The sequence below is a fragment of the Planococcus halotolerans genome, assembly GCF_003289955.1.
Classification (GTDB): Bacteria; Bacillota; Bacilli; order Bacillales_A; family Planococcaceae; genus Planococcus; species Planococcus halotolerans.
Genome location: NZ_QLZR01000004.1, coordinates 40,595 through 59,509 on the forward strand (window position 1 = coordinate 40,595; position 18,915 = coordinate 59,509).

General features: G+C 48.0%; 21 protein-coding genes and 1 other annotated feature. Of the genes, 19 read left to right on the forward strand and 2 right to left on the reverse strand.

From position 1 onward, the window contains the following. Positions 1-243 precede the first annotated feature (243 nt). Positions 244-1,770 (reverse strand): AbgT family transporter, encoded by a 1,527-nt coding sequence (locus tag DP120_RS11010; RefSeq protein WP_112223736.1) that lies wholly within the window; start codon positions 1,768-1,770, stop codon positions 244-246. 387 nt (positions 1,771-2,157) lie between these two features. On the opposite strand from DP120_RS11010, the gene DP120_RS11015 reads away from it, so the two are divergent. From DP120_RS11015 to pheA, 15 genes are all read left to right on the forward strand, one after another. Beyond that, entirely contained in the window at positions 2,158-2,766 is a 609-nt protein-coding gene (locus DP120_RS11015) for a Maf family protein (protein WP_112223737.1), read from the forward strand. Further along, positions 2,760-3,452, forward strand: a complete 693-nt coding sequence (gene radC / locus DP120_RS11020; protein ID WP_112223738.1) for a RadC family protein — start codon at positions 2,760-2,762, stop codon at positions 3,450-3,452. The genes DP120_RS11015 and radC overlap by 7 nt, the downstream gene beginning before the upstream one ends. 89 nt (positions 3,453-3,541) lie before the next feature. After that, a complete protein-coding gene (locus DP120_RS11025; protein ID WP_112223739.1) occupies positions 3,542-4,570 on the forward strand; it encodes a rod shape-determining protein in 1,029 nt (342 codons plus the stop codon). A gap of 14 nt (positions 4,571-4,584) precedes the next feature. After that, positions 4,585-5,472 (forward strand): rod shape-determining protein MreC, encoded by an 888-nt coding sequence (mreC, locus tag DP120_RS11030; protein ID WP_112223740.1) that lies wholly within the window; start codon positions 4,585-4,587, stop codon positions 5,470-5,472. Beyond that, complete coding sequence (mreD, locus tag DP120_RS11035; RefSeq protein ID WP_112223741.1) at positions 5,469-5,993, forward strand: rod shape-determining protein MreD; 525 nt, start codon at positions 5,469-5,471, stop codon at positions 5,991-5,993. Before mreC ends, mreD begins: the two co-directional genes overlap by 4 nt. A gap of 300 nt (positions 5,994-6,293) precedes the next feature. Further along, positions 6,294-6,989 carry a septum site-determining protein MinC gene (gene minC, locus DP120_RS11040; protein WP_240612010.1) on the forward strand — a complete coding sequence of 232 codons (696 nt, stop codon included), beginning with the start codon at positions 6,294-6,296 and terminating at the stop codon, positions 6,987-6,989. A gap of 1 nt (position 6,990) precedes the next feature. Next, positions 6,991-7,791: a septum site-determining protein MinD gene (gene minD / locus DP120_RS11045; protein WP_112223742.1), complete on the forward strand. Its 801-nt coding sequence runs from the start codon at positions 6,991-6,993 to the stop codon at positions 7,789-7,791. Between the two features lie 283 nt (positions 7,792-8,074). Next, on the forward strand, positions 8,075-9,007 hold the full coding sequence (locus DP120_RS11055; protein WP_233786243.1) for a nuclease-related domain-containing protein: 933 nt from the start codon (positions 8,075-8,077) through the stop codon (positions 9,005-9,007). Positions 9,008-9,343: 336 nt separating this feature from the next. Continuing rightward, positions 9,344-9,425: a sequence feature (ribosomal protein L21 leader region), on the forward strand. Positions 9,426-9,439: 14 nt separating this feature from the next. Beyond that, the gene (gene rplU, locus DP120_RS11060) at positions 9,440-9,748 is read left to right on the forward strand and encodes a 50S ribosomal protein L21 (RefSeq protein ID WP_084246273.1); all 309 of its coding nucleotides are present in this window, start codon (positions 9,440-9,442) and stop codon (positions 9,746-9,748) included. A gap of 2 nt (positions 9,749-9,750) precedes the next feature. Beyond that, positions 9,751-10,080 (forward strand): ribosomal-processing cysteine protease Prp, encoded by a 330-nt coding sequence (locus tag DP120_RS11065; RefSeq protein ID WP_112223745.1) that lies wholly within the window; start codon positions 9,751-9,753, stop codon positions 10,078-10,080. 13 nt (positions 10,081-10,093) lie between these two features. Next, entirely contained in the window at positions 10,094-10,387 is a 294-nt protein-coding gene (rpmA, locus tag DP120_RS11070; RefSeq protein ID WP_084246269.1) for a 50S ribosomal protein L27, read from the forward strand. Between the two features lie 103 nt (positions 10,388-10,490). Further along, positions 10,491-11,006, forward strand: a complete 516-nt coding sequence (locus DP120_RS11075) for a Spo0B domain-containing protein (RefSeq protein ID WP_112223746.1) — start codon at positions 10,491-10,493, stop codon at positions 11,004-11,006. Position 11,007: 1 nt separating this feature from the next. After that, the gene (gene obgE, locus DP120_RS11080) at positions 11,008-12,297 is read left to right on the forward strand and encodes a GTPase ObgE (protein ID WP_112223747.1); all 1,290 of its coding nucleotides are present in this window, start codon (positions 11,008-11,010) and stop codon (positions 12,295-12,297) included. A gap of 17 nt (positions 12,298-12,314) precedes the next feature. Further along, a complete protein-coding gene (locus tag DP120_RS11085; protein WP_112223748.1) occupies positions 12,315-12,767 on the forward strand; it encodes an ACT domain-containing protein in 453 nt (150 codons plus the stop codon). Between the two features lie 15 nt (positions 12,768-12,782). Continuing rightward, the gene (gene pheA, locus DP120_RS11090) at positions 12,783-13,646 is read left to right on the forward strand and encodes a prephenate dehydratase (RefSeq protein WP_112223749.1); all 864 of its coding nucleotides are present in this window, start codon (positions 12,783-12,785) and stop codon (positions 13,644-13,646) included. 449 nt (positions 13,647-14,095) lie between these two features. Here the strand turns inward: pheA and DP120_RS11095 are convergent, their stop codons facing one another. After that, positions 14,096-14,629 (reverse strand): transcription repressor NadR, encoded by a 534-nt coding sequence (locus tag DP120_RS11095; protein WP_112223750.1) that lies wholly within the window; start codon positions 14,627-14,629, stop codon positions 14,096-14,098. A 126-nt stretch (positions 14,630-14,755) separates the two neighbouring features. On the opposite strand from DP120_RS11095, the gene ruvA reads away from it, so the two are divergent. The 4 genes from ruvA to tgt all read left to right on the forward strand — a co-directional run bounded on the left by ruvA (position 14,756) and on the right by tgt (position 18,908). Continuing rightward, on the forward strand, positions 14,756-15,355 hold the full coding sequence (gene ruvA / locus DP120_RS11100; protein WP_112223751.1) for a Holliday junction branch migration protein RuvA: 600 nt from the start codon (positions 14,756-14,758) through the stop codon (positions 15,353-15,355). 337 nt (positions 15,356-15,692) lie between these two features. Beyond that, the gene (ruvB, locus tag DP120_RS11105) at positions 15,693-16,691 is read left to right on the forward strand and encodes a Holliday junction branch migration DNA helicase RuvB (RefSeq protein WP_112223752.1); all 999 of its coding nucleotides are present in this window, start codon (positions 15,693-15,695) and stop codon (positions 16,689-16,691) included. After that, a complete protein-coding gene (queA, locus tag DP120_RS11110) occupies positions 16,691-17,773 on the forward strand; it encodes a tRNA preQ1(34) S-adenosylmethionine ribosyltransferase-isomerase QueA (protein ID WP_338046829.1) in 1,083 nt (360 codons plus the stop codon). Before ruvB ends, queA begins: the two co-directional genes overlap by 1 nt. Continuing rightward, positions 17,766-18,908 (forward strand): tRNA guanosine(34) transglycosylase Tgt, encoded by a 1,143-nt coding sequence (gene tgt / locus DP120_RS11115; protein WP_112223754.1) that lies wholly within the window; start codon positions 17,766-17,768, stop codon positions 18,906-18,908. The genes queA and tgt overlap by 8 nt, the downstream gene beginning before the upstream one ends. Positions 18,909-18,915 lie beyond the last annotated feature (7 nt).

The following is an 18,915-nucleotide window of genomic DNA, read 5'->3' on the forward strand; positions in this document are numbered from 1 at the left end:
AGTTTTTAGATTTCTGTTTATTGATAGCAAATAAAGATATGAAGTTAAACAGCGAAGACTCCTGAGGGAGCAAGCGAAGTGTGCGGCTAAACAACCGTGCTCCTGCATCGCTCCGCTGCTTCGTCGCAAAGACTTAGCCTCGCATTGCGTCGGCTAATGTCTTCGAAGCTGTTTTGCGGAATATCAATTATTAAATCTAAAAAAGCCAACCCAGAAAAATCTGAGTTGGCTTTATTCTTATCCTTAATTATTATAATGCAACGGTGAGCCAGGTCCGAGATCGAGACCAAGCATCATCCAGATGATCAGCATGATGGTCCATACAATCGCAAAGATGATCGAGTACGGGAACATGACCGAAATCAATGTTCCGATTCCCATCTTCTTATCGTATTTCTGTGCAAACGCGATGATGATCGCGAAATACGTCATCAGCGGCGAAATGATGTTCGTCGTTGAATCCGCGATGCGGTAAGCCATCTGCGTGAGCTCCGGCGAATAGCCGAGCTGCATCATGATCGGTATGAATACCGGTGCCATCATCGCCCATTTCGCCGACGCTGAGCCGATGAACAGGTTGATGACGCCAGTGATGAAGATGAAGCCGAGAATCAGCGGGATGCCGGTCAGGTTTGCACCTTCAAGGAATTCTGCACCGTAGACGCCGATGACCATCCCCATGTTTGATTCGGAGAAGTAGGCAACGAACTGTCCGGCAGTGAACGCCAGGACGATGAACATTCCCATTGAGGCCATCGTGTCAGTCAGGTGGCTGGCAACATCTTTATCATTCTTGATGTTCTTCGTGGCGATTCCGTAGAACAGCCCAGGGATGAAGAACAGGATGGTGATGATCGGAACCAGTGACGACATGAACGGCGATTGGACGATGCCGCCGTCTTCGCCGCGCAGTGCGCCATTTTCCGGAACGATCAGCATGGCAAATGCAGCTGCAGCGATAAGGAATGAAATCGCAGCCCACAGCATACCTTTCTTTTCTTCGGCGCTAAGGCCAGTCAATTCTTCGCGGTACTCGCCTTTGTATTCACCAAGACGCGGTTCGACGATTTTTTCAGTAACGAATGCACCGGCAATCGTCAGAACAAATACCGAAGCGATGATGAAGTAATAGTTCATCGCGATGTTCATGCCTTCCGCATACGCCGGGTCGATGATCGCCGCAGCGGCAATCGTCAGTTCACCAAGCATCGGGTCGGTTGCCGACAGTAGCAAGTTGGCACTGAATCCACCGGATACACCGGCAAACGCAGCAGCAAGACCGGCAAGCGGATGGCGGCCGAGCGCAGCGAATATTACTGCACCAAGTGGAGGAAGGACAACATAGCCTGCGTCAGATGCGACACTCGACATGATACCGGCGAATACAAGTCCTGCCGTAATCAGGAAACGGGGAACGGACAATACGAATCCGCGCAGCATGGCGCTGATTAACCCTGTGCGTTCTGCGATTCCGATTCCGAGCATTGTTGCCAGAACGACGCCGAGCGGTGCGAATCCGATGAAGTTATCAACCATGCTGGTGAAGATATACTGGATACCTTCCGCGTTCAACAAGTTTTTAACTTCGACCATCTCGCCTTCCTGTCCGGGGTGTTCGACCGAGATGCCGAAGCTCGAAATGATGGCTGACAGCACCAGCACGAGCAGGGCAAGCAAGGCGAATAAAGTTACAGGATGCGGAAGTTTATTGCCTGCAAATTCGATTCCGTCCAGAAACTTCTGGAAGAACCCTTTTCGCTTTTTTTCCATTTAATCTACCTCTTTTCAAAAGTTAAACTTCCTATTCATTATTTCGAAATAGGAAATTTCAGAAATTAAAATCCGTTACCATTGTATAGGTTTATAATCACGGAATAAAGGCTTTTGAAGAAGTATTAATAATGGGAAAAATGAATAATGTTTTATTGTTTTGACAATGGAACCAAAATGGAAATTATGTGATTAATTCAAAAGAAGAAGCATCAGCATGAATTTACGAAATCCCAAAAATGAAACCAGCATTGCCGCTGGATAATTTTTTCATATGCAGCAAATCTCATTTTTGAATGGTCCATAGGCCGCAAAAACTGTTTTTCGCAGTTTGAATTGTCCGTTCGGGAGGTGGTATTCTTAAGGAAAGAAAAAGGAGGCGTTTTTATGTATTTCAAAGCCCAACAACCAGTCATCCTGGCATCGCAGTCGCCGCGAAGAAGCGAATTGCTCGAGATGCTCGGATTTGATTTCCGTGTGATTCCAAGCAAAAAGGAAGAGCCGAAACCGGAACAATTCCAGAATGCGCTGAACTATGTCCTGAATTGTGCAGAAGTGAAAGCGGCGGATGTTGCGATAAAGAATCCGGATGCCGTGGTGATCGGTTCCGATACTGTCGTCGTATGCGACGGTGAAATCCTGTTGAAGCCTGAAGACAAAAAGCAGGCGATAGAGTACCTGCACAAACTTTCCGGCCGCAGCCATGAAGTGATTACGGCAGTTTCAGTGAAAGCAGGAAACAGCGGGATGCAATTTCACGAAACGACGGAAGTGACATTTTTCGATTTGCCGGATAGCTGGATCGAAGCTTATACGAATACGGACGATCCTTACGATAAAGCGGGAGCTTACGGCATCCAGACGCTGTCGGGTTTATTTGTCGAGAAAATCAATGGTGATTACAATGCGGTAGTCGGGCTGCCAATTGCCCGTTTGGCGAGGAAACTTTCAGACGCCGGTTGGATCAGCCTGTCGGGGAGCCGTGTCGAATGCTGAAAGAACAGACATTGATGATTCGTGACGTCAACACAGCAGACCGGCCGCGTGAACGGCTGATCAATCAAGGGGCCACGAGCCTGTCAAACCAGGAATTAATCGCCATCATGCTGCGCACCGGCACAAGGCAGGAGTCTGTCCTGCATTTGTCGAACCGCGTGCTCAATCATTTCGAACAGATCCAGCAACTGAAAGACGCCAGCATTGAAGAACTTACTTCGATTAACGGCATCGGCCAGGCGAAGGCTGTGCAATTACTCGCTGCTGTCGAACTTGGCCGCCGCCTTTCCTCCAAACAGACGGATGCTAAATTCACCATCCGTTCTCCAAAAGATGCCGCCTCTTATTTGATGGCGGATATGACTTCACTCAAACAGGAACATTTCGTTGTGTTATTTCTAAATATAAAAAACCAGGTTTTGCATAGACAGACAATATTTGTCGGAAGTTTGAACGCCAGCATCGTCCATCCGCGTGAAATTTTCAGGGAAGCGGTGCGCCGTTCTGCTGCCTCGATCGTCTGCGCCCATAATCATCCATCCGGCAATCCCGCCCCGTCGCCTGAGGACATCGCGGTCACGAAGCGGCTGATGGAAGCCGGGAGCATCGTGGGCATTGAGCTTTTGGACCATATCATTATCGGGGACCATCAATTCATATCTTTAAATGAAAAGGGATATATGTAGCACTGTTACTTTCTTTACTTTTCAGCTATAATAAGTAGTATTGTGTAAACTCTATGGCTTATTGGCATATAAAGAAGGGAAGAATTCACGTGTTTGGAATGGGATCAAAAGATGTAGGAATCGACTTAGGAACTGCTAACACTTTAGTATTTATTAAAAATAAAGGGATTGTTCTCAGAGAACCATCCGTTGTCGCAAAAAATACGCAAACTGGCGAAATCGTCGCTGTCGGAAACGACGCGCGCAATATGATCGGCCGTACACCTGGCTCCATCGTGGCAATCCGCCCGATGCGCGATGGCGTTATCGCTGATTACGATACAACAACTGCTATGATTCAATATTATATGAAGGAAGCGATGAAAAAAGTTGGAGGGTCGATGAAAAAGCCGAACGTCATGATTTGTGTTCCTTTTGGAATCACTTCTGTTGAACAGCGCGCAATCATCGATGCATCCCGCCAGGCTGGCGCTCGTGAAGCATTCACGATTGAAGAGCCGTTTGCAGCCGCAATCGGTGCAAGTTTGCCGGTTTGGGAACCAATGGGCTCAATGGTCGTCGATATTGGTGGAGGAACTACCGAAGTTGCAGTCATTTCACTTGGCGGCATCGTAACGAGCGAATCCATCCGTGTTGCCGGGGATGCGATGGACCAGGCAATCACGCAATATATCCGTAAAACGTATAACCTGACAATCGGTGAACGTACAGCTGAAAACATCAAGATGGAAATCGGCGCTGCACGGGTTACAACACCTGAAGAAAAAGCAGTCAAGATGGATATCCGTGGACGTGACCTGTTGACAGGTTTGCCGAAAACGATTGAGATTTCTTCGGAAGAAATCGCTGAAGCTTTGAAGGAATCCGTTCTTTCTATTATAGAAGGCGTTAAGAAAACGCTTGAAACGACTCCGCCGGAATTATCGGCTGATGTCATGGAACGCGGAATCGTTCTTACCGGAGGCGGCGCTCTCCTTAAAAATCTCGACAAAGTCATTTCGGATGAAACTCAAATGCCGGTACTTATTGCAGAGAACCCGCTGGATTGCGTGGCAATCGGCACAGGGAAAGCACTTGACAATATTGATCAAATCCGTCGCATGCAATCAACTAAATAAGGAGGATTGCTGCCATGTCTAGGTTCTTTTCGAACAAGCGGCTAATTCTGTTAATGCTCGGGGTTATCCTTCTCGTAGCATTAATTTCCTATTCCTTGCGGGATCGCGACAATGTATCCTTTCCGGAACAAATCATTAAAGACACTGTGGGTGCGGGACAATCCTTATTTTCCGGCCCGGCGCATTTTGTAACAGGCATTTTCGACAACGTTGATTCACTCTTGAATACATATAAGGAAAATCAGCATTTGAAAGGCCGTCTGGAAGAATTTGCGGCAGTGCAGGCGGAAGTAACCGACCTGCGTTCGGAGAACGGTCAATTGAAGGAAATCGTCGGCAAAGAAGCCGACCTGCGGGATTATAACCCGATCCAGTCAACCGTCATTGCACGGAACCCGGATCAATGGGAAGAAAAAGTTATTTTGAATAAAGGCGAAACGGACGGGGTCAAATTAAACATGGCGGTTATGACAGCACAAGGCCTGATCGGCAAAGTGAGTCTTGTGACCGACTTAACTTCAACTGTTGAACTGATTTCGACGCAAAATCCTAATTACCGGGTTTCTGCTATGGTGATCGGTGGGGAAGAGGGCGTCTTCGGTTTGATCGAAGGCTACGACGCTGAACGCCGTGAATTATTGCTGAAACGAATCGACGCTGAAATTGAACTTGAAGTTGGCCAGCAGGTCGTCTCAAGCGGTCTTGGCGGCATTTTCCCGAAAGGCCTGGTCATCGGCGAAATTACGGAAATCACAATCGATGAATTCGGTCTGACGAAACTGGCTTACGTCAAACCGGCAGCCGATTTCACTTTGTTGAACCATGTCATGATCGCTGATCGTGAAATGCCTGAAACAGATGGCGAAGACAATGGCGCTGCAGCAGAGGAAGAAGGATCATGATCCGCTATATCCTCCCGCTCATCGCCCTCGTCCTGTTTTTCCTTGAACCCGTCTTTGGATTATTTTCCCCGTTGCAGCTTGACGGGGATTATTATTATATTGTGCCTCGTTTTTTATTGATGTTCCTGATCTTCGTAACGGTCTATTATGATGCCAAACATGCAATGTTCTATGGATTATTTTTCGGCCTCTTGTACGATGTCTTTTTCATTGATATTATTGGACTATATTCATTCTTGTATCCGATGATGTGTCTTATCGCCGGTTACATCGTCAAGTCGGTGCACCGGAATTTAGTCGTTGCAACCTTCCTGACACTGGTCCTGACAGCACTTTTCGAATTTATGCTGTATTTATTCTTTTCATTTATTTCCATGACTTCAATGCCAGTGAATATTTTCCTGACCTCCCGATTGCTGCCGACAATGATTGCAAATTCATTATTCCTGGTCATGCTTGGCTGGGCTTTTAAATCAGTGATCGTCGCCCGCTTGATTGAACGGGAAAATAGTAAAGCTTGATTTACAGAAAAGCGGAAGCGCCCGTTCAGCTCCGAAAGACATAAGACGGATCAGCGGAGCGGCGCACCTTGCCGCAGAGCTGAGATGGCTTATGATCCGAGGAGTTGGGCGCTGGAGTCTGGACACCAGAAAAGCGGAAGCGCCCGTTCAGCTCCGAAAGACATAAGACGGATCAGCGGAGCGGCGTACTTTGCCGCAGAGCTGAGATGGCTTATGATCCGAGGAGTTGGACGCTGGAGTCTGGACAGGAAAACGCCATTTCAGAAGCTTTCTTAAATTAAAAAATAAACTTTAATATTATTGATTGAAAGCGCAGGTGACGCATTTTTGAAGAATCTTGTCTATATAAGAGGAACGAAAGAAGGCCTTGTGCTGCAGCTCGACGACCAGTGTGCCTACACGGACATGCTAAACGAACTGAAAGCCAAGGTTTCGGACCCTGCGCTTGATGGCAGCGCCGAAGTGCAGCTCCATCTGGGCTATCGTTATTGTACCGAAGCCCAATACAAGGAAATTGTCGCAACCATCCAGAACAATTCGCATCTGCGGGTATCAAAGATGCGGAGCGAAGTGATTTCCGTCGAAGAAAGCAATAAACGGATCCAGGAACGCCAGTCCGAGACGTATGTCGGCATTGTCCGTTCCGGGCAGGTAGTGAAAGCTGAAGGGGATCTCGTCGTAGTCGGCGACATCAACCCGAACGGCCGGGTAGTGGCCGGCGGCAATATCTACGTGCTGGGCCGTCTGAAAGGAATCGCCCATGCCGGTGCGTATGGCAACCGCGAGGCTGTCATTGCTGCATCCTGGCTGGAAGCGACCCATCTAATGATCGACGATCTGATTGAAACGATGACCGACGAATTGTCGGTGCTGTCTGAACAGCCGGAAATGGAATGTGCGTATATACATAGCAACGGCCAGAACATCGTCATCGATCGTCTGCAGGAATTGCGGTATATCCGGCCGCAAATTTCAACGTTTAAAGGAGGAAGCTAGTGTGGGAGAAGCAATCGTTATAACATCAGGTAAGGGAGGCGTCGGTAAAACGACGACAACCGCCAATCTCGGCACTGCATTGGCTCTTCAGGGGAAAAAGGTTTGCCTGATCGATACCGATATCGGTCTGCGCAATCTTGATGTTATTCTTGGTCTCGAAAACCGCATCATCTATGACCTTGTCGATGTTCTAGAAGGCCGCTGCAAAGTGCACCAGGCTCTCGTAAAAGACAAGCGCTTTGAAGATATGCTTTATTTATTGCCAGCCGCCCAGACGGTTGATAAGAACGCCATCAATCCTGAGCAGATGAAGGCACTTGTGACGGAACTCAAGAAAGATTACGATTTCGTCATCATCGACTGTCCTGCGGGCATCGAGCAGGGCTATAAAAATGCCGTAGCCGGTGCTGACCGCGCCATCGTCGTCACCACGCCTGAAATTTCAGCCGTGCGCGACGCCGACCGCATCATCGGCCTGCTCGAGCTCGAAGAAAACATCGAGCCGCCAAAACTCATCATCAACCGCATCCGCCAGCATCTTATGAAAGCCGGCGAAGCCCTTGATATCAACGAAATCACGACCCACCTGTCCATCGACCTCCTCGGCATCGTAGCCGATGACGAAAGCGTCATCTCCAGCTCGAACCGCGGCGAACCCGTCGTCATGAATCCGGCCAATCCGGCTGCCATGGGCTACCGCAACATCGCGCGCCGCCTTCTCGGCGAATCCGTGCCGCTGATGACGATGGATAAACAGAACACTGGTGTGTTTTCGAAGATTAAAGCGATTTTTGCTAAATAAATTCTATTTGAGACTTTTGAAGATAAAAGTGATAAAAATTTTACTTGAGATTTTCGAAGTTCAAAGCGTTAAAATTCTACTTGAGACTTTCGAAGACAAAATGATAAGAATTCTACTTGAGACCCCCGCAGAAGATTGCGGGGGTTTTTTGTGGATTTTTGGAAAGAGTCAAATTGGCAACATAGAGTTTATCTAATGCTCTTATAGAACCGAAGCGAATTTACAAAATATTTTATTGAATAAATACTAAAGCTCGAATAACGAAAAGGGGTGCAGGTTGGACGTGCAAATGCTGAAGGGGATGGTTTTATTTGATAGATTGCCGGTGAGGCATGCGGCAAAAGACAAAGTGTTCGGTGAAGTGAAGAGGTCGTTGGCGGGAGCGGCGGGAGAGAAGCGGACAGCGGAATTGCTGGAGCGGGAATTGGATCTCGCGGAGAAGGCGAAGATTTTTCGCGGCGTGTGGCTACCTTATATGGATGGCTTTGCTCAAGTGGATGTTCTGTTGCTGCACCCGAATTTTATATGTGCGCTCGAGGTGAAGAATATGGTGGGCGAGTTCTATTTTGATAAAGATAATTTTCAATTTTATCGAATAGTCGATGGGCGAAAAGAAGGCATGCGCAATCCGGAGTCGCAGCTGCACCGCGCAGTCAAAGCGACCGAGAAGTTTTTCGGATTTAAAGTTCATGGCACCATCGTTATGTCTAGCCGCTCGGGAAGAGTCGCCGTACCGCCGAAACTCTATCCGGTCATCGCGCTCGACTATCTGCCGTTTCATATCGAGAAGATGGTGGACCCTCTTTTATCGTTCGACGTTGAAGGTCTTGAGGGTTTAGTGCGGCGTAGCCGCGGGCAATTCAACGGTCCTGATCTTTTGTTGAAGCATAAGCTGACGAGGGATTGTTTGGAGGTGGGGGTTCGGTGTTTGGGGTGTCGTAGGGTAATGTGTGAGTGGCGGGATCGTAAGTGGCGCTGCAGTTATTGTGGATCTATATCTTCGAACGCTCATGAGTTTGCGCTGCAGGAATATACAATATTGTTTGGGAGTGAATTGACGACAGAATTCGCATATAAATGGCTTGGGATAAAAGATAAGTATGTTCTGTATCGCCTGTTGGGAAATTGCACCATTAAAAGTAACAAAAGAGGGACACGCTATATTATTGAAAACAGGAGCCTATTAATTGACCATTTTAAGGAGATTTATTCGTGACCGCACCTCAAAAGGGAATAACCGCACCTCAAATGAAGATTTCCGCACCTCAGACAGCTATTTCCGCACCCCAGAGCATTCAACCCGCATCTCAGAAATGAATATGCATAATATTTCCAGCCGGAAGCTAACTTTTCAACAACTTCACCACCAATTCCGACCTGTTCAGTTCTCAACCAGCTCATTTCTGTTCAAATCTTATTCATTTCTTCCTAAATCAAATCCATTTTTATTTAAATCATTAAAATCGTTAACCAATACCCACTCAATCCGACAATATCTATTGACGCGGCCTACTCCGGCGTGATACTATTTTAATGTTATGTTTGTAGCGCACCTGTGCTACAACCGCTCGAACCGGGTCAGCAAGCATTCGCAGCAATGTGGATCACCTGGATAGGCGAGTCTTAGTCTAAGAGGAGGTGCAAGGATATGTACGCAATTATTGAAACTGGTGGTAAACAGATCAAAGTTGAAGCGGGTCAGGAGATCTACGTTGAGAAATTGAACGGAGAAGCTGGTGACACGATCACATTTGACAAGGTTCTATTTGTAGGTGGAGATGACACTAAAGTGGGTGTTCCTTTTGTTGAAGGAGCTACTGTTACAGCTAAAGTTGAAAAACACGGCAAACAGAAAAAAATCACTGTCTTCAAATACAAAGCTAAAAAGAACTACCGTAAAAAGCAAGGTCACCGTCAACCATACACAAAATTGACTGTTGACGCGATCAACCTGTAAGAATGATCAAAGTTAAAATTAAAGAGACGTCAGGTCGCATTTCGTCTTTCGAGATGTCAGGCCATGCGGACTTTGCTGAACATGGGCAAGACCTGGTATGTGCCGGCGCATCAGCTGTTTCATTTGGAGCAGTGAACGCCATTATGGAACTTACCGGAATCGAGCCGTATATTGAGCAGACTGAAAGCGGCTATTTGAAAGTCGGTTTCCCGGATGACCTTGACGAGAAAACGGATGGGCAAGTGCAATTGCTTGTTCGCAGCATGATTGTTTCATTAAAAACGATTGAACAAGACTATGAAGAATATATTAAAATAACCTTCACAGCTTAGGAGGTGGGACAGAATGTTAAGATTAGATCTTCAGTTTTTCGCATCCAAAAAAGGTGTAGGTTCAACGAGAAACGGACGTGACTCAGAATCTAAACGCCTTGGCGCTAAACGTGCAGACGGCCAAGAAGTTACTGGTGGTTCAATTTTATACCGTCAACGCGGTACTAAAATTTATCCAGGAGAAAACGTTGGACGTGGCGGAGACGACACACTTTTCGCTAAAATCGACGGCGTTGTGCGCTTTGAGCGTTACGGCCGCGACAAGAAAAAAGTGAGCGTATACCCAGTAGTTGCACAAGAAGCTTAATAAAAACGAAAAGGGCTGCTTTCGCAGTCCTTTTTCTTTTTTAGGAATTTCACGAATAAAATTGGTATACTGAAAAAAGAAGAAAGTTTAGGACGTGAGTGTAATGGATGACTCGATTACGGTGGCACAAGCGCTTCGGCATGCGCGCCACGATTTCTTGAATGAGCTTCAATTGATTCAGATGAAACTTGATCTTGGACGTGGGCAGGACGTGAAATCGATAATTCGATCGCGTGCCGAAGCGGCTGTGCAGCTGAACAGGCTGTCAGCGCTTAAGATGCCGGCGGCCGAACATTGGCTGCTGACGGCAGAATGGCGTTTTCCGGAGTTTCGTTTCCATTTGGAATGCCTTGCGCAAGCGGGGATCACCACAAAAGATGCAGCATTTGCCGACTGGCTGGAACAGTTTTTCTCCAGCCTGAAGGAGCAGGCGGATACTGCATCGGACATCAGCTGCCGAACAGTATTGAAAGAACAGCAATCCGATTTTGAAATCGGATTGGATTTGAACGGAAACCTGCCGGACACCCAGTTGCCGGAGGTTCCGGGTTTATTGGCACGGAAAGAGATTGCAGCAGACAGCTTAAAAATAATTGTCAGCGCAAAGATGGAGGGATAATATGTTTGTCGATCACGTAAAAGTTTATGTTAGAGGTGGCGACGGCGGGGATGGCATGGTAGCATTCCGCCGCGAGAAATATGTACCGAACGGCGGACCAGCCGGCGGTGACGGTGGTAAAGGCGCGAACGTAGTCTTTATCGTACAGGAAGGTTTGCGCACGCTGATGGATTTCCGCTATAAACGGATATTCAAGGCTGACCGCGGAACACATGGCATGAGTGCCAATAAACACGGTGCTAAAGCTGAAGATTTGGTTATCGAAGTTCCACCGGGCACAGTTGTAAAAGATGCTGATACCGGCGAAACGATTGCTGACCTGGTTGAACACGGCCAAACAGCGGTTATTGCAAAAGGAGGACGCGGAGGACGCGGGAACTCGCGCTTTGCGACACCTGCCAATCCGGCACCAGAACTATCTGAAAAAGGTGAACCAGGATTTGAGCGCAACGTCATTCTGGAATTGAAAGTTCTTGCAGATGCAGGGCTTGTCGGATTCCCAAGTGTCGGGAAATCGACTTTATTGTCAGTCGTTTCCGCTGCCAAACCGAAAATTGCCGAATATCATTTCACGACAATCGTGCCTAACCTCGGAATGGTTGAAACGGAAGACCAGCGCAGCTTCGTTATGGCTGATTTACCTGGACTGATCGAAGGCGCTCACGAAGGAATCGGCCTTGGCCATCAATTCCTGCGCCATATCGAACGGACACGCGTCATCGTCCATGTCATCGATATGTCCGGTCTGGAAGGCCGCGATCCTTACGAAGATTATGTAACAATCAATGAAGAATTAAAACAGTACAACATGCGTTTGACGGAGCGTCCGCAATTAATCGTTGCGAATAAAATGGATATGCCGGATTCGGAAGAAAACCTTGAAGCGTTCCGCAAGAAATTGCCGGAAGATGCACGGGTTTTCCCAATATCTGCACTTAGCCGCCAAGGCTTGAACAATCTATTATTCGCCATCGCGGATCTTCTTGAAGTAACATCGGAATTCCCGATGATCGATGATGAAACTGACGAATCAGAAAGTGCAGTACTTTACCGTCACGAATCGGACAGCGATGGGTTCTCAATTTCACGCGATCCGGACGGTGCTTATGTAATCAGCGGCTATGCCATCGAGCGTCTGTTCAAGATGACCGACTTCTCGCGTGAAGATTCAATTCGCCGATTTGCCCGCCAGATGCGCGGCATGGGAATTGATGATGCGTTGCGCGAAAAAGGTGCTGAAGACGGCGACACAGTTCGTTTGCTTGAGTTTGAATTCGAATTTACTGAGTAAATCTGGAGGGGACATGGATGAAGGATATTTCAGAACAGCGGTATTTTTTGGTGCGCGAAGATGTTTTGACCGAGGCGATGCAAAAAACGCTGGAAGTCAAAAAGATGCTGCAGCGCGGTAACATTTCCATACTCGATGCTGTGGAAAAGACCGGCTTGTCCCGATCTGCTTTCTATAAATACCGGGACGCTGTTTTTCCTTTCCATTCCATTGTCAAAGAACGGATCCTGACGGTTTTCCTACAATTGGAGGACCGGACGGGGACGCTTGCCACATTGCTCGAAGCAGTTGCCCAAGCTGGATGCAATATATTGACGATCCATCAGACGATTCCCATCCAGGGGCGTGCCAATGTCACGCTTTCGCTGGATGTGACGGCGATGGAGCAGGAGCTTGATGTCTTTTTGCAGCAGCTGAAAAAACTCGATTTCGTCGAGTCGGCAGATGTGGTATCAAGCGGATCATTTTAATTTGGGAGTGGTTTGATGGCTGAGCAGCAGACGAAAAAACGAATTTCTTTTTTGGGACCGGACGCTTCGTTCACCCATTTAGCGGCATTGAAGGCATTTCCGGACAGTGAATTGATTGCCTATACGACAATCCCGGAATGCATTGAAGCAGTAGCGGAAGATAAAGTCGATTATGCAGTGGTGCCGCTCGAGAATGCACTTGAAGGCTCGGTGCCGCTGACGATCGATTATTTGTTCCATGAAGTGCAGCTTTACGTGACGGCGGAAGTGCTGTCGCCGATCGAGCAGCATTTGATGGTTCACCCGGATAACGCGGAATCGGATGCATTCGAAGCGATTTATTCGCATCCGCATGCTTTGGCGCAATGCCATAAATTCCTTTATTACACTTACAAAAACACGCCGCTTGAGCAATACAGCTCGACTTCGGCTGCGGCCAAAATGGTCAGCGAACTGCCGGAGCGAAATATTGCAGCGATTGGCAATGAATTCTCGGCCGAAAAATACGGCCTGCACATTGTCCACCGGGAAATCCATGATTTCCATTTCAATCACACACGTTTTTTCGTGCTGTCGAAAACGAACCATCAACTGGAGAATCCTGCTCATAATGAGGAAGTGAAAACGACGTTGATGATTTCCCCGCCGAAAGACGACCGTTCGGGTGTCCTTCACCAAGTGCTTTCCGTATTCGCCTGGCGCCAGCTCAACTTGAGTAAAATCGAGTCGCGGCCGCTGAAGACGGGTCTCGGAAATTACTTCTTCATCGCCGACGTGATGGATGACGAAATGTCGCCGATGATGCAGGGAGCTTTCATGGAACTTGCGGCTCTAGGCTGCACAGTGAAAACGCTGGGCTCGTATTACACGTATGAATGAATCAGAAAAGCGACAGCGCCCGTTAAGCTCTGAAAGGCATAAGACGGAACAATGAAGTGGCGGTTTTTGCCACGTAATTGGACCGGCTTATGACCCGAAGAGCTGGGCCGCTGGAGTCTAGACATAACGAAAGCTCCGCTGCCGGATTGGCAGCGGAGCTTTTTTCTGTTCTAAGAGCTTTGGAATGAAAAGCCTTCGCGGATGCGAAGGCTCCCTTAAAAGATTGGAGTTTTCGCTACGCGAAAACTTCCGCTTGGGATACTAGGATATAGAAAATATTGCTTGCCGATCATAAACAGGTGGTAGCCGATCACAAATCATCGGTAGCCGATCATAAAAGCTAAAATCATTCTAAAAGTCGGGATTACTTTACTCTTCAAGCAACAAATCCTCCCCGAAAAAGAAGAACCCATGAATCTTTAACAGATTCATGGGTAAAACACCTAATTTTACTCACTTTCCTCCAGTAAATACCCAGCTGCTCTCATATCATTCATTGCCTGCTCGAGTATGGCGACATTCGGTGCGGTGATGGTATGCAGATGCAAGCCGTCGGTCAATTCCAGCAGATAGCTGGCGCCGGTTTCGCGGACGCGCTGCATGAACATGTCGACTTCGCGTCTAGATGATACATGGATGCCGGCTGTCAGTTCACCGTAGACAGGATGTTCAATCGATACGTCTTTGACGGTTACACCGGCATCGACGAGAACGTATAATTCGTCCTGTGTATCTTCCGGCTTGTGGAAGCAAGCCAGTACGCGGTAAAGGTCGTCATCTGCAGTTTCACGCATGTACAGATAGCCTTGGCTGGTGGCGATGATCGGTTCGCCTTTCGCTTTCAATAAAGTCATGTCACCGACAATAACCTGGCGCGATACACCCATAAGTGATGCAAGCTCGCCGCCTTTTAATGGATCAGCCGTTGCTTTCATTTTGTCCAGCAGCATTTGCCGGCGCTGTTCTCCGGGAATTTTCTTCATAAGGGATCCCTCGCTTTATTTCGTCATATTTCCATTTTAACACGGCGCAATTGCCAGCGGGTTTATTTCGTCTAAAGGCGCCGGATATGCTATAATCATAGAGTTGAATTGAAGGGGAGAAAGCATATGTACGATTACATAAAAGGGCGGGTTACGCGAGTGACGCCTGAATATTTAGTGATAGAGCAGCAGGGGATCGGCTGGCAGATTTTTGCTCCGAATCCGTATTCGTTCGGTTCGGATGAGCTGCAGGTATTTTTGCATCACCACGTCCGCGAAGACGCCCAATTATTATTCGGTTTTCCGACTCTCGAGCAGCGCGAACTTTTCCGCAAGCTGATCTCAGTTTCGGGCATCGGTCCAAAAGGCGCATTGGCCATCTTAGCAAGCGGCCAGCCGCAGCATGTCATCGAAGCGATCGAACGGGAAGATGAGTCGTATCTCGTCAAATTCCCGGGCGTCGGCAAGAAGACGGCACGCCAGATGATCTTGGATCTGAAAGGCAAACTCGCAGAATTCTTCGGCGATCCGTTTGATGACAATAAAGAAACGGGCGGCCTGTTGTCCGGTGAAGACAATGAACTTGAGGAAGCGATGCTGGCTCTTGGTGCACTCGGCTATTCCGAACGCGAAATCAATAAAGTCAAACCGAAGCTCAAGGATATGGATCTGAACACGGAAGCTTATATGAAGAAGGCTTTGCAGTTATTGCTGAAGCAGAATTGATTTTAGAATAAGTATTCTATTTATATCGCTTCGGCGCTTAGGACAAAGCTCCCGCAATAAGCCGAGAAAACCATTCGTCTTATTGCTTCGCTCAGTCCATTGACGCGCCTACGCTAAATCAGTAGCTTAATATGAAAGAGCATCATAGATATGGAGCAAAACAGCGAAGACTCCCAGGCGACCAAGCGAAGTGACGAGATCCACTCGGGCGAAGTGAAACGAGTCCGAGTTAGCTCGGCGCAAGCAGCCAGGAAAGCGAAGCTGTTTTGCGGAATATCGGCTTTTAAATAACTTTTTATTCATATAAGAAACATAAACAATAAAGGAGGTGCAGACCATGGAAGAACGGGTGATAGGAAGCGAAATTTCCGAATTTGATGAGCGTTTTGAACAATCGTTGCGTCCACAATATCTGTCCCAGTATATCGGGCAGCACAAAGTGAAGCAGAATCTTGGGATTTTCATCGAAGCGGCGAAAATGCGCGAAGAAAGCCTGGACCATGTGCTGCTCTACGGACCTCCGGGACTCGGCAAGACGACGCTGGCAGCGGTCATCGCCAACGAAATGGAAGTTGGCGTCAAAATGACAAGCGGCCCGGCAATTGAACGTCCGGGTGATCTGGCGGCGATTGTTTCTTCTTTGGAACCCGGAGATGTTTTATTCATCGATGAGATTCACCGTCTGAACCGCTCGATCGAAGAAGTGCTATATCCGGCAATGGAAGATTTTTGCCTGGATATTGTAGTCGGCAAAGGACCGACGGCGCGTTCTGTGCGCCTCGATTTGCCGCCTTTCACCTTGATCGGTGCAACGACGCGGGCAGGTGCTTTATCCGCGCCGCTTCGTGACCGATTCGGTGTGCTTGCACGCCTCGATTATTACGACACTGAAGCATTGACTGAAATTGTTGTCCGCAGTTCGAAACTGTTTGAAGCGGATATCGATCCGAATGCCGCTGTTGAGATTGCACGGCGCTCACGCGGAACACCGCGTATAGCGAACCGTTTGTTGAAGCGGGTACGCGATTATGCGATGGTGCGCGGTACTGGCTCGATTACAATGGACATGGCGGATCAGGCTTTGGAGATGCTGCAGGTCGACCCGCTTGGCCTGGATCACATCGACCATAAACTGATCACCGGTATGATTTCACGTTTCCGCGGTGGACCGGTCGGACTGGATACGATTGCAGCCAGCATCGGGGAAGAGTCGACGACGATTGAAGACGTCTATGAACCGTACCTGCTGCAGATCGGATTTATCCAGCGGACCCCGAGAGGCCGAACTGTCACAGCCACAGCCTACGAACATTTTAAATTGGAGATGCCTGAATGATGAAAACTACACAACAACCCAATACACTTAATGTAAATGATTTTGATTTTGAGCTGCCTGAAGAATTGATTGCCCAAACGCCGCTTCTTGACCGCACGTCAAGCCGGCTGTTGGTCATGAATAAAGAAAGCGGCAAGACCGAACATAAGCATTTCCGCGACATCATTGATTATCTGCATGAAGGAGATACACTCGTTTTGAACGACACACGCGTTCTTCCGGCGCGCCTGATGGGCGTCAAGGAAGACACGGGTGCCAATATCGAGTTGCTTCTATTGAAACAGATCGAAGATGATGTATGGGAAACGCTTGTTAAACCGGCGAAGAAAGTGAAAGTCGGCACGGTCGTGAGCTTCGGTGAAGGATTGCTACGTGCGGAATGCACCGGAATTCTTGACCACGGCGGCCGCCATTTCAAAATGATCTATGACGGGATTTTCTATGAGATCCTTGATCAGCTCGGCGAAATGCCGTTGCCACCGTATATCCGCGAAAAACTGGAGGACCAGGACCGCTATCAGACGGTTTTCGCAAAAGAACGCGGCAGCGCTGCGGCACCGACTGCGGGGCTTCATTTTACCGATGAATTATTGAAGAAGATTGAAGAAAAAGGCGTCAATATCGCCTTTATCACTTTGCATGTCGGCCTTGGAACGTTCCGTCCGGTGTCGGTCGAATCGATTGAAGATCACGAGATGCATGCTGAATTCTATCGCATCAATAAAGAAACGGCAGAACTTATCAATAACACAAAAGCACAAGGCGGCCGTGTGATTTCGGTCGGTACCACTTCAACCCGCACGCTTGAATCCGTAGCCAATAAATTCGGCGGCGAGCTCAAGGAAGACAGCGGCTGGACGGACATTTTCATCTTCCCCGGCTACGATTTCAAGGCAATCGACGGGTTGATCACGAATTTCCATCTGCCGAAATCGACGCTGGTGATGCTTGTCAGTGCCTTATCAAACCGAGACAATATATTGAACGCATACAACGAAGCAGTAAATGAACGCTATAGATTCTTCAGTTTTGGAGATGCCATGTTCATTGAACCACAGAAAAAGGAGACTCATCATGACTGAAGCAATCCGTTATGAACACATCAAAACCTGTAAACAAACTGGCGCGCGCTTAGGCATCGTCCATACGCCTCACGGCTCATTCGAAACACCTGCTTTCATGCCGGTCGGTACACAAGCGACTGTCAAAACGATGTCGCCGGAAGAATTGAAAGCGATGAACGCAGGAATTATTCTCAGTAATACTTACCATCTATGGCTGCGTCCAGGAAACGACGTCATCAAAGAAGCGGGCGGCCTTCATAAATTCATGAACTGGGACCGTCCGATTCTGACGGATTCCGGCGGCTTCCAGGTATTCTCGTTGAGCGAATTCCGCAATATCAAAGAAGAAGGCGTTCATTTCCGCAACCACATGAACGGCGACAAATTATTCTTAAGCCCGGAAAAAGCGATGGAAATCCAGAACGACCTTGGATCAGACATCATGATGGCTTTCGACGAATGCCCGCCTTATCCAGCGAGCCATGAATATATGAAATCATCTGTTGAGCGTACATCACGCTGGGCAGAACGCTGCTTAGAAGCGCATGCCCGCAAAGATGTACAAGGTTTATTCGGCATTATTCAAGGCGGCGAGTATGAAGACCTTCGTAAACAAAGCGCCCAGGATCTTGTGTCACTCGATTTCCCGGGATACGCAATCGGCGGACTTTCTGTCGGCGAACCGAAAGATGTTATGAACCGTGCACTCGAATTCACTACACCATTGATGCCGGCGAATAAACCGCGTTACCTGATGGGTGTCGGTTCACCTGATTCATTGATTGACGGAGCAATCCGCGGCATCGATATGTTCGATTGTGTCTTGCCGACACGCATTGCCCGTAATGGTACATTGATGACCAGCACAGGCCGTTTGAACATCAAGAATGCAGCATTCAAGCGTGATTTCAACCCTATCGACGAAAAATGCGATTGCTATACGTGCAAAAATTATACACGTGCTTATGTCCATCATTTAATTCGTGCAGATGAAACGTTCGGAATTCGACTTACCAGTTATCATAATCTGCAATTTCTGTTAAACTTAATGGAACAGGTGCGCCAAGCGATTCGTGAGGACCGCCTGGGAGATTTCCGCGAAGAATTTTTTGAGGCTTACGGCTTCAATAAACCAAACGCAAAGAATTTCTAAGACACAG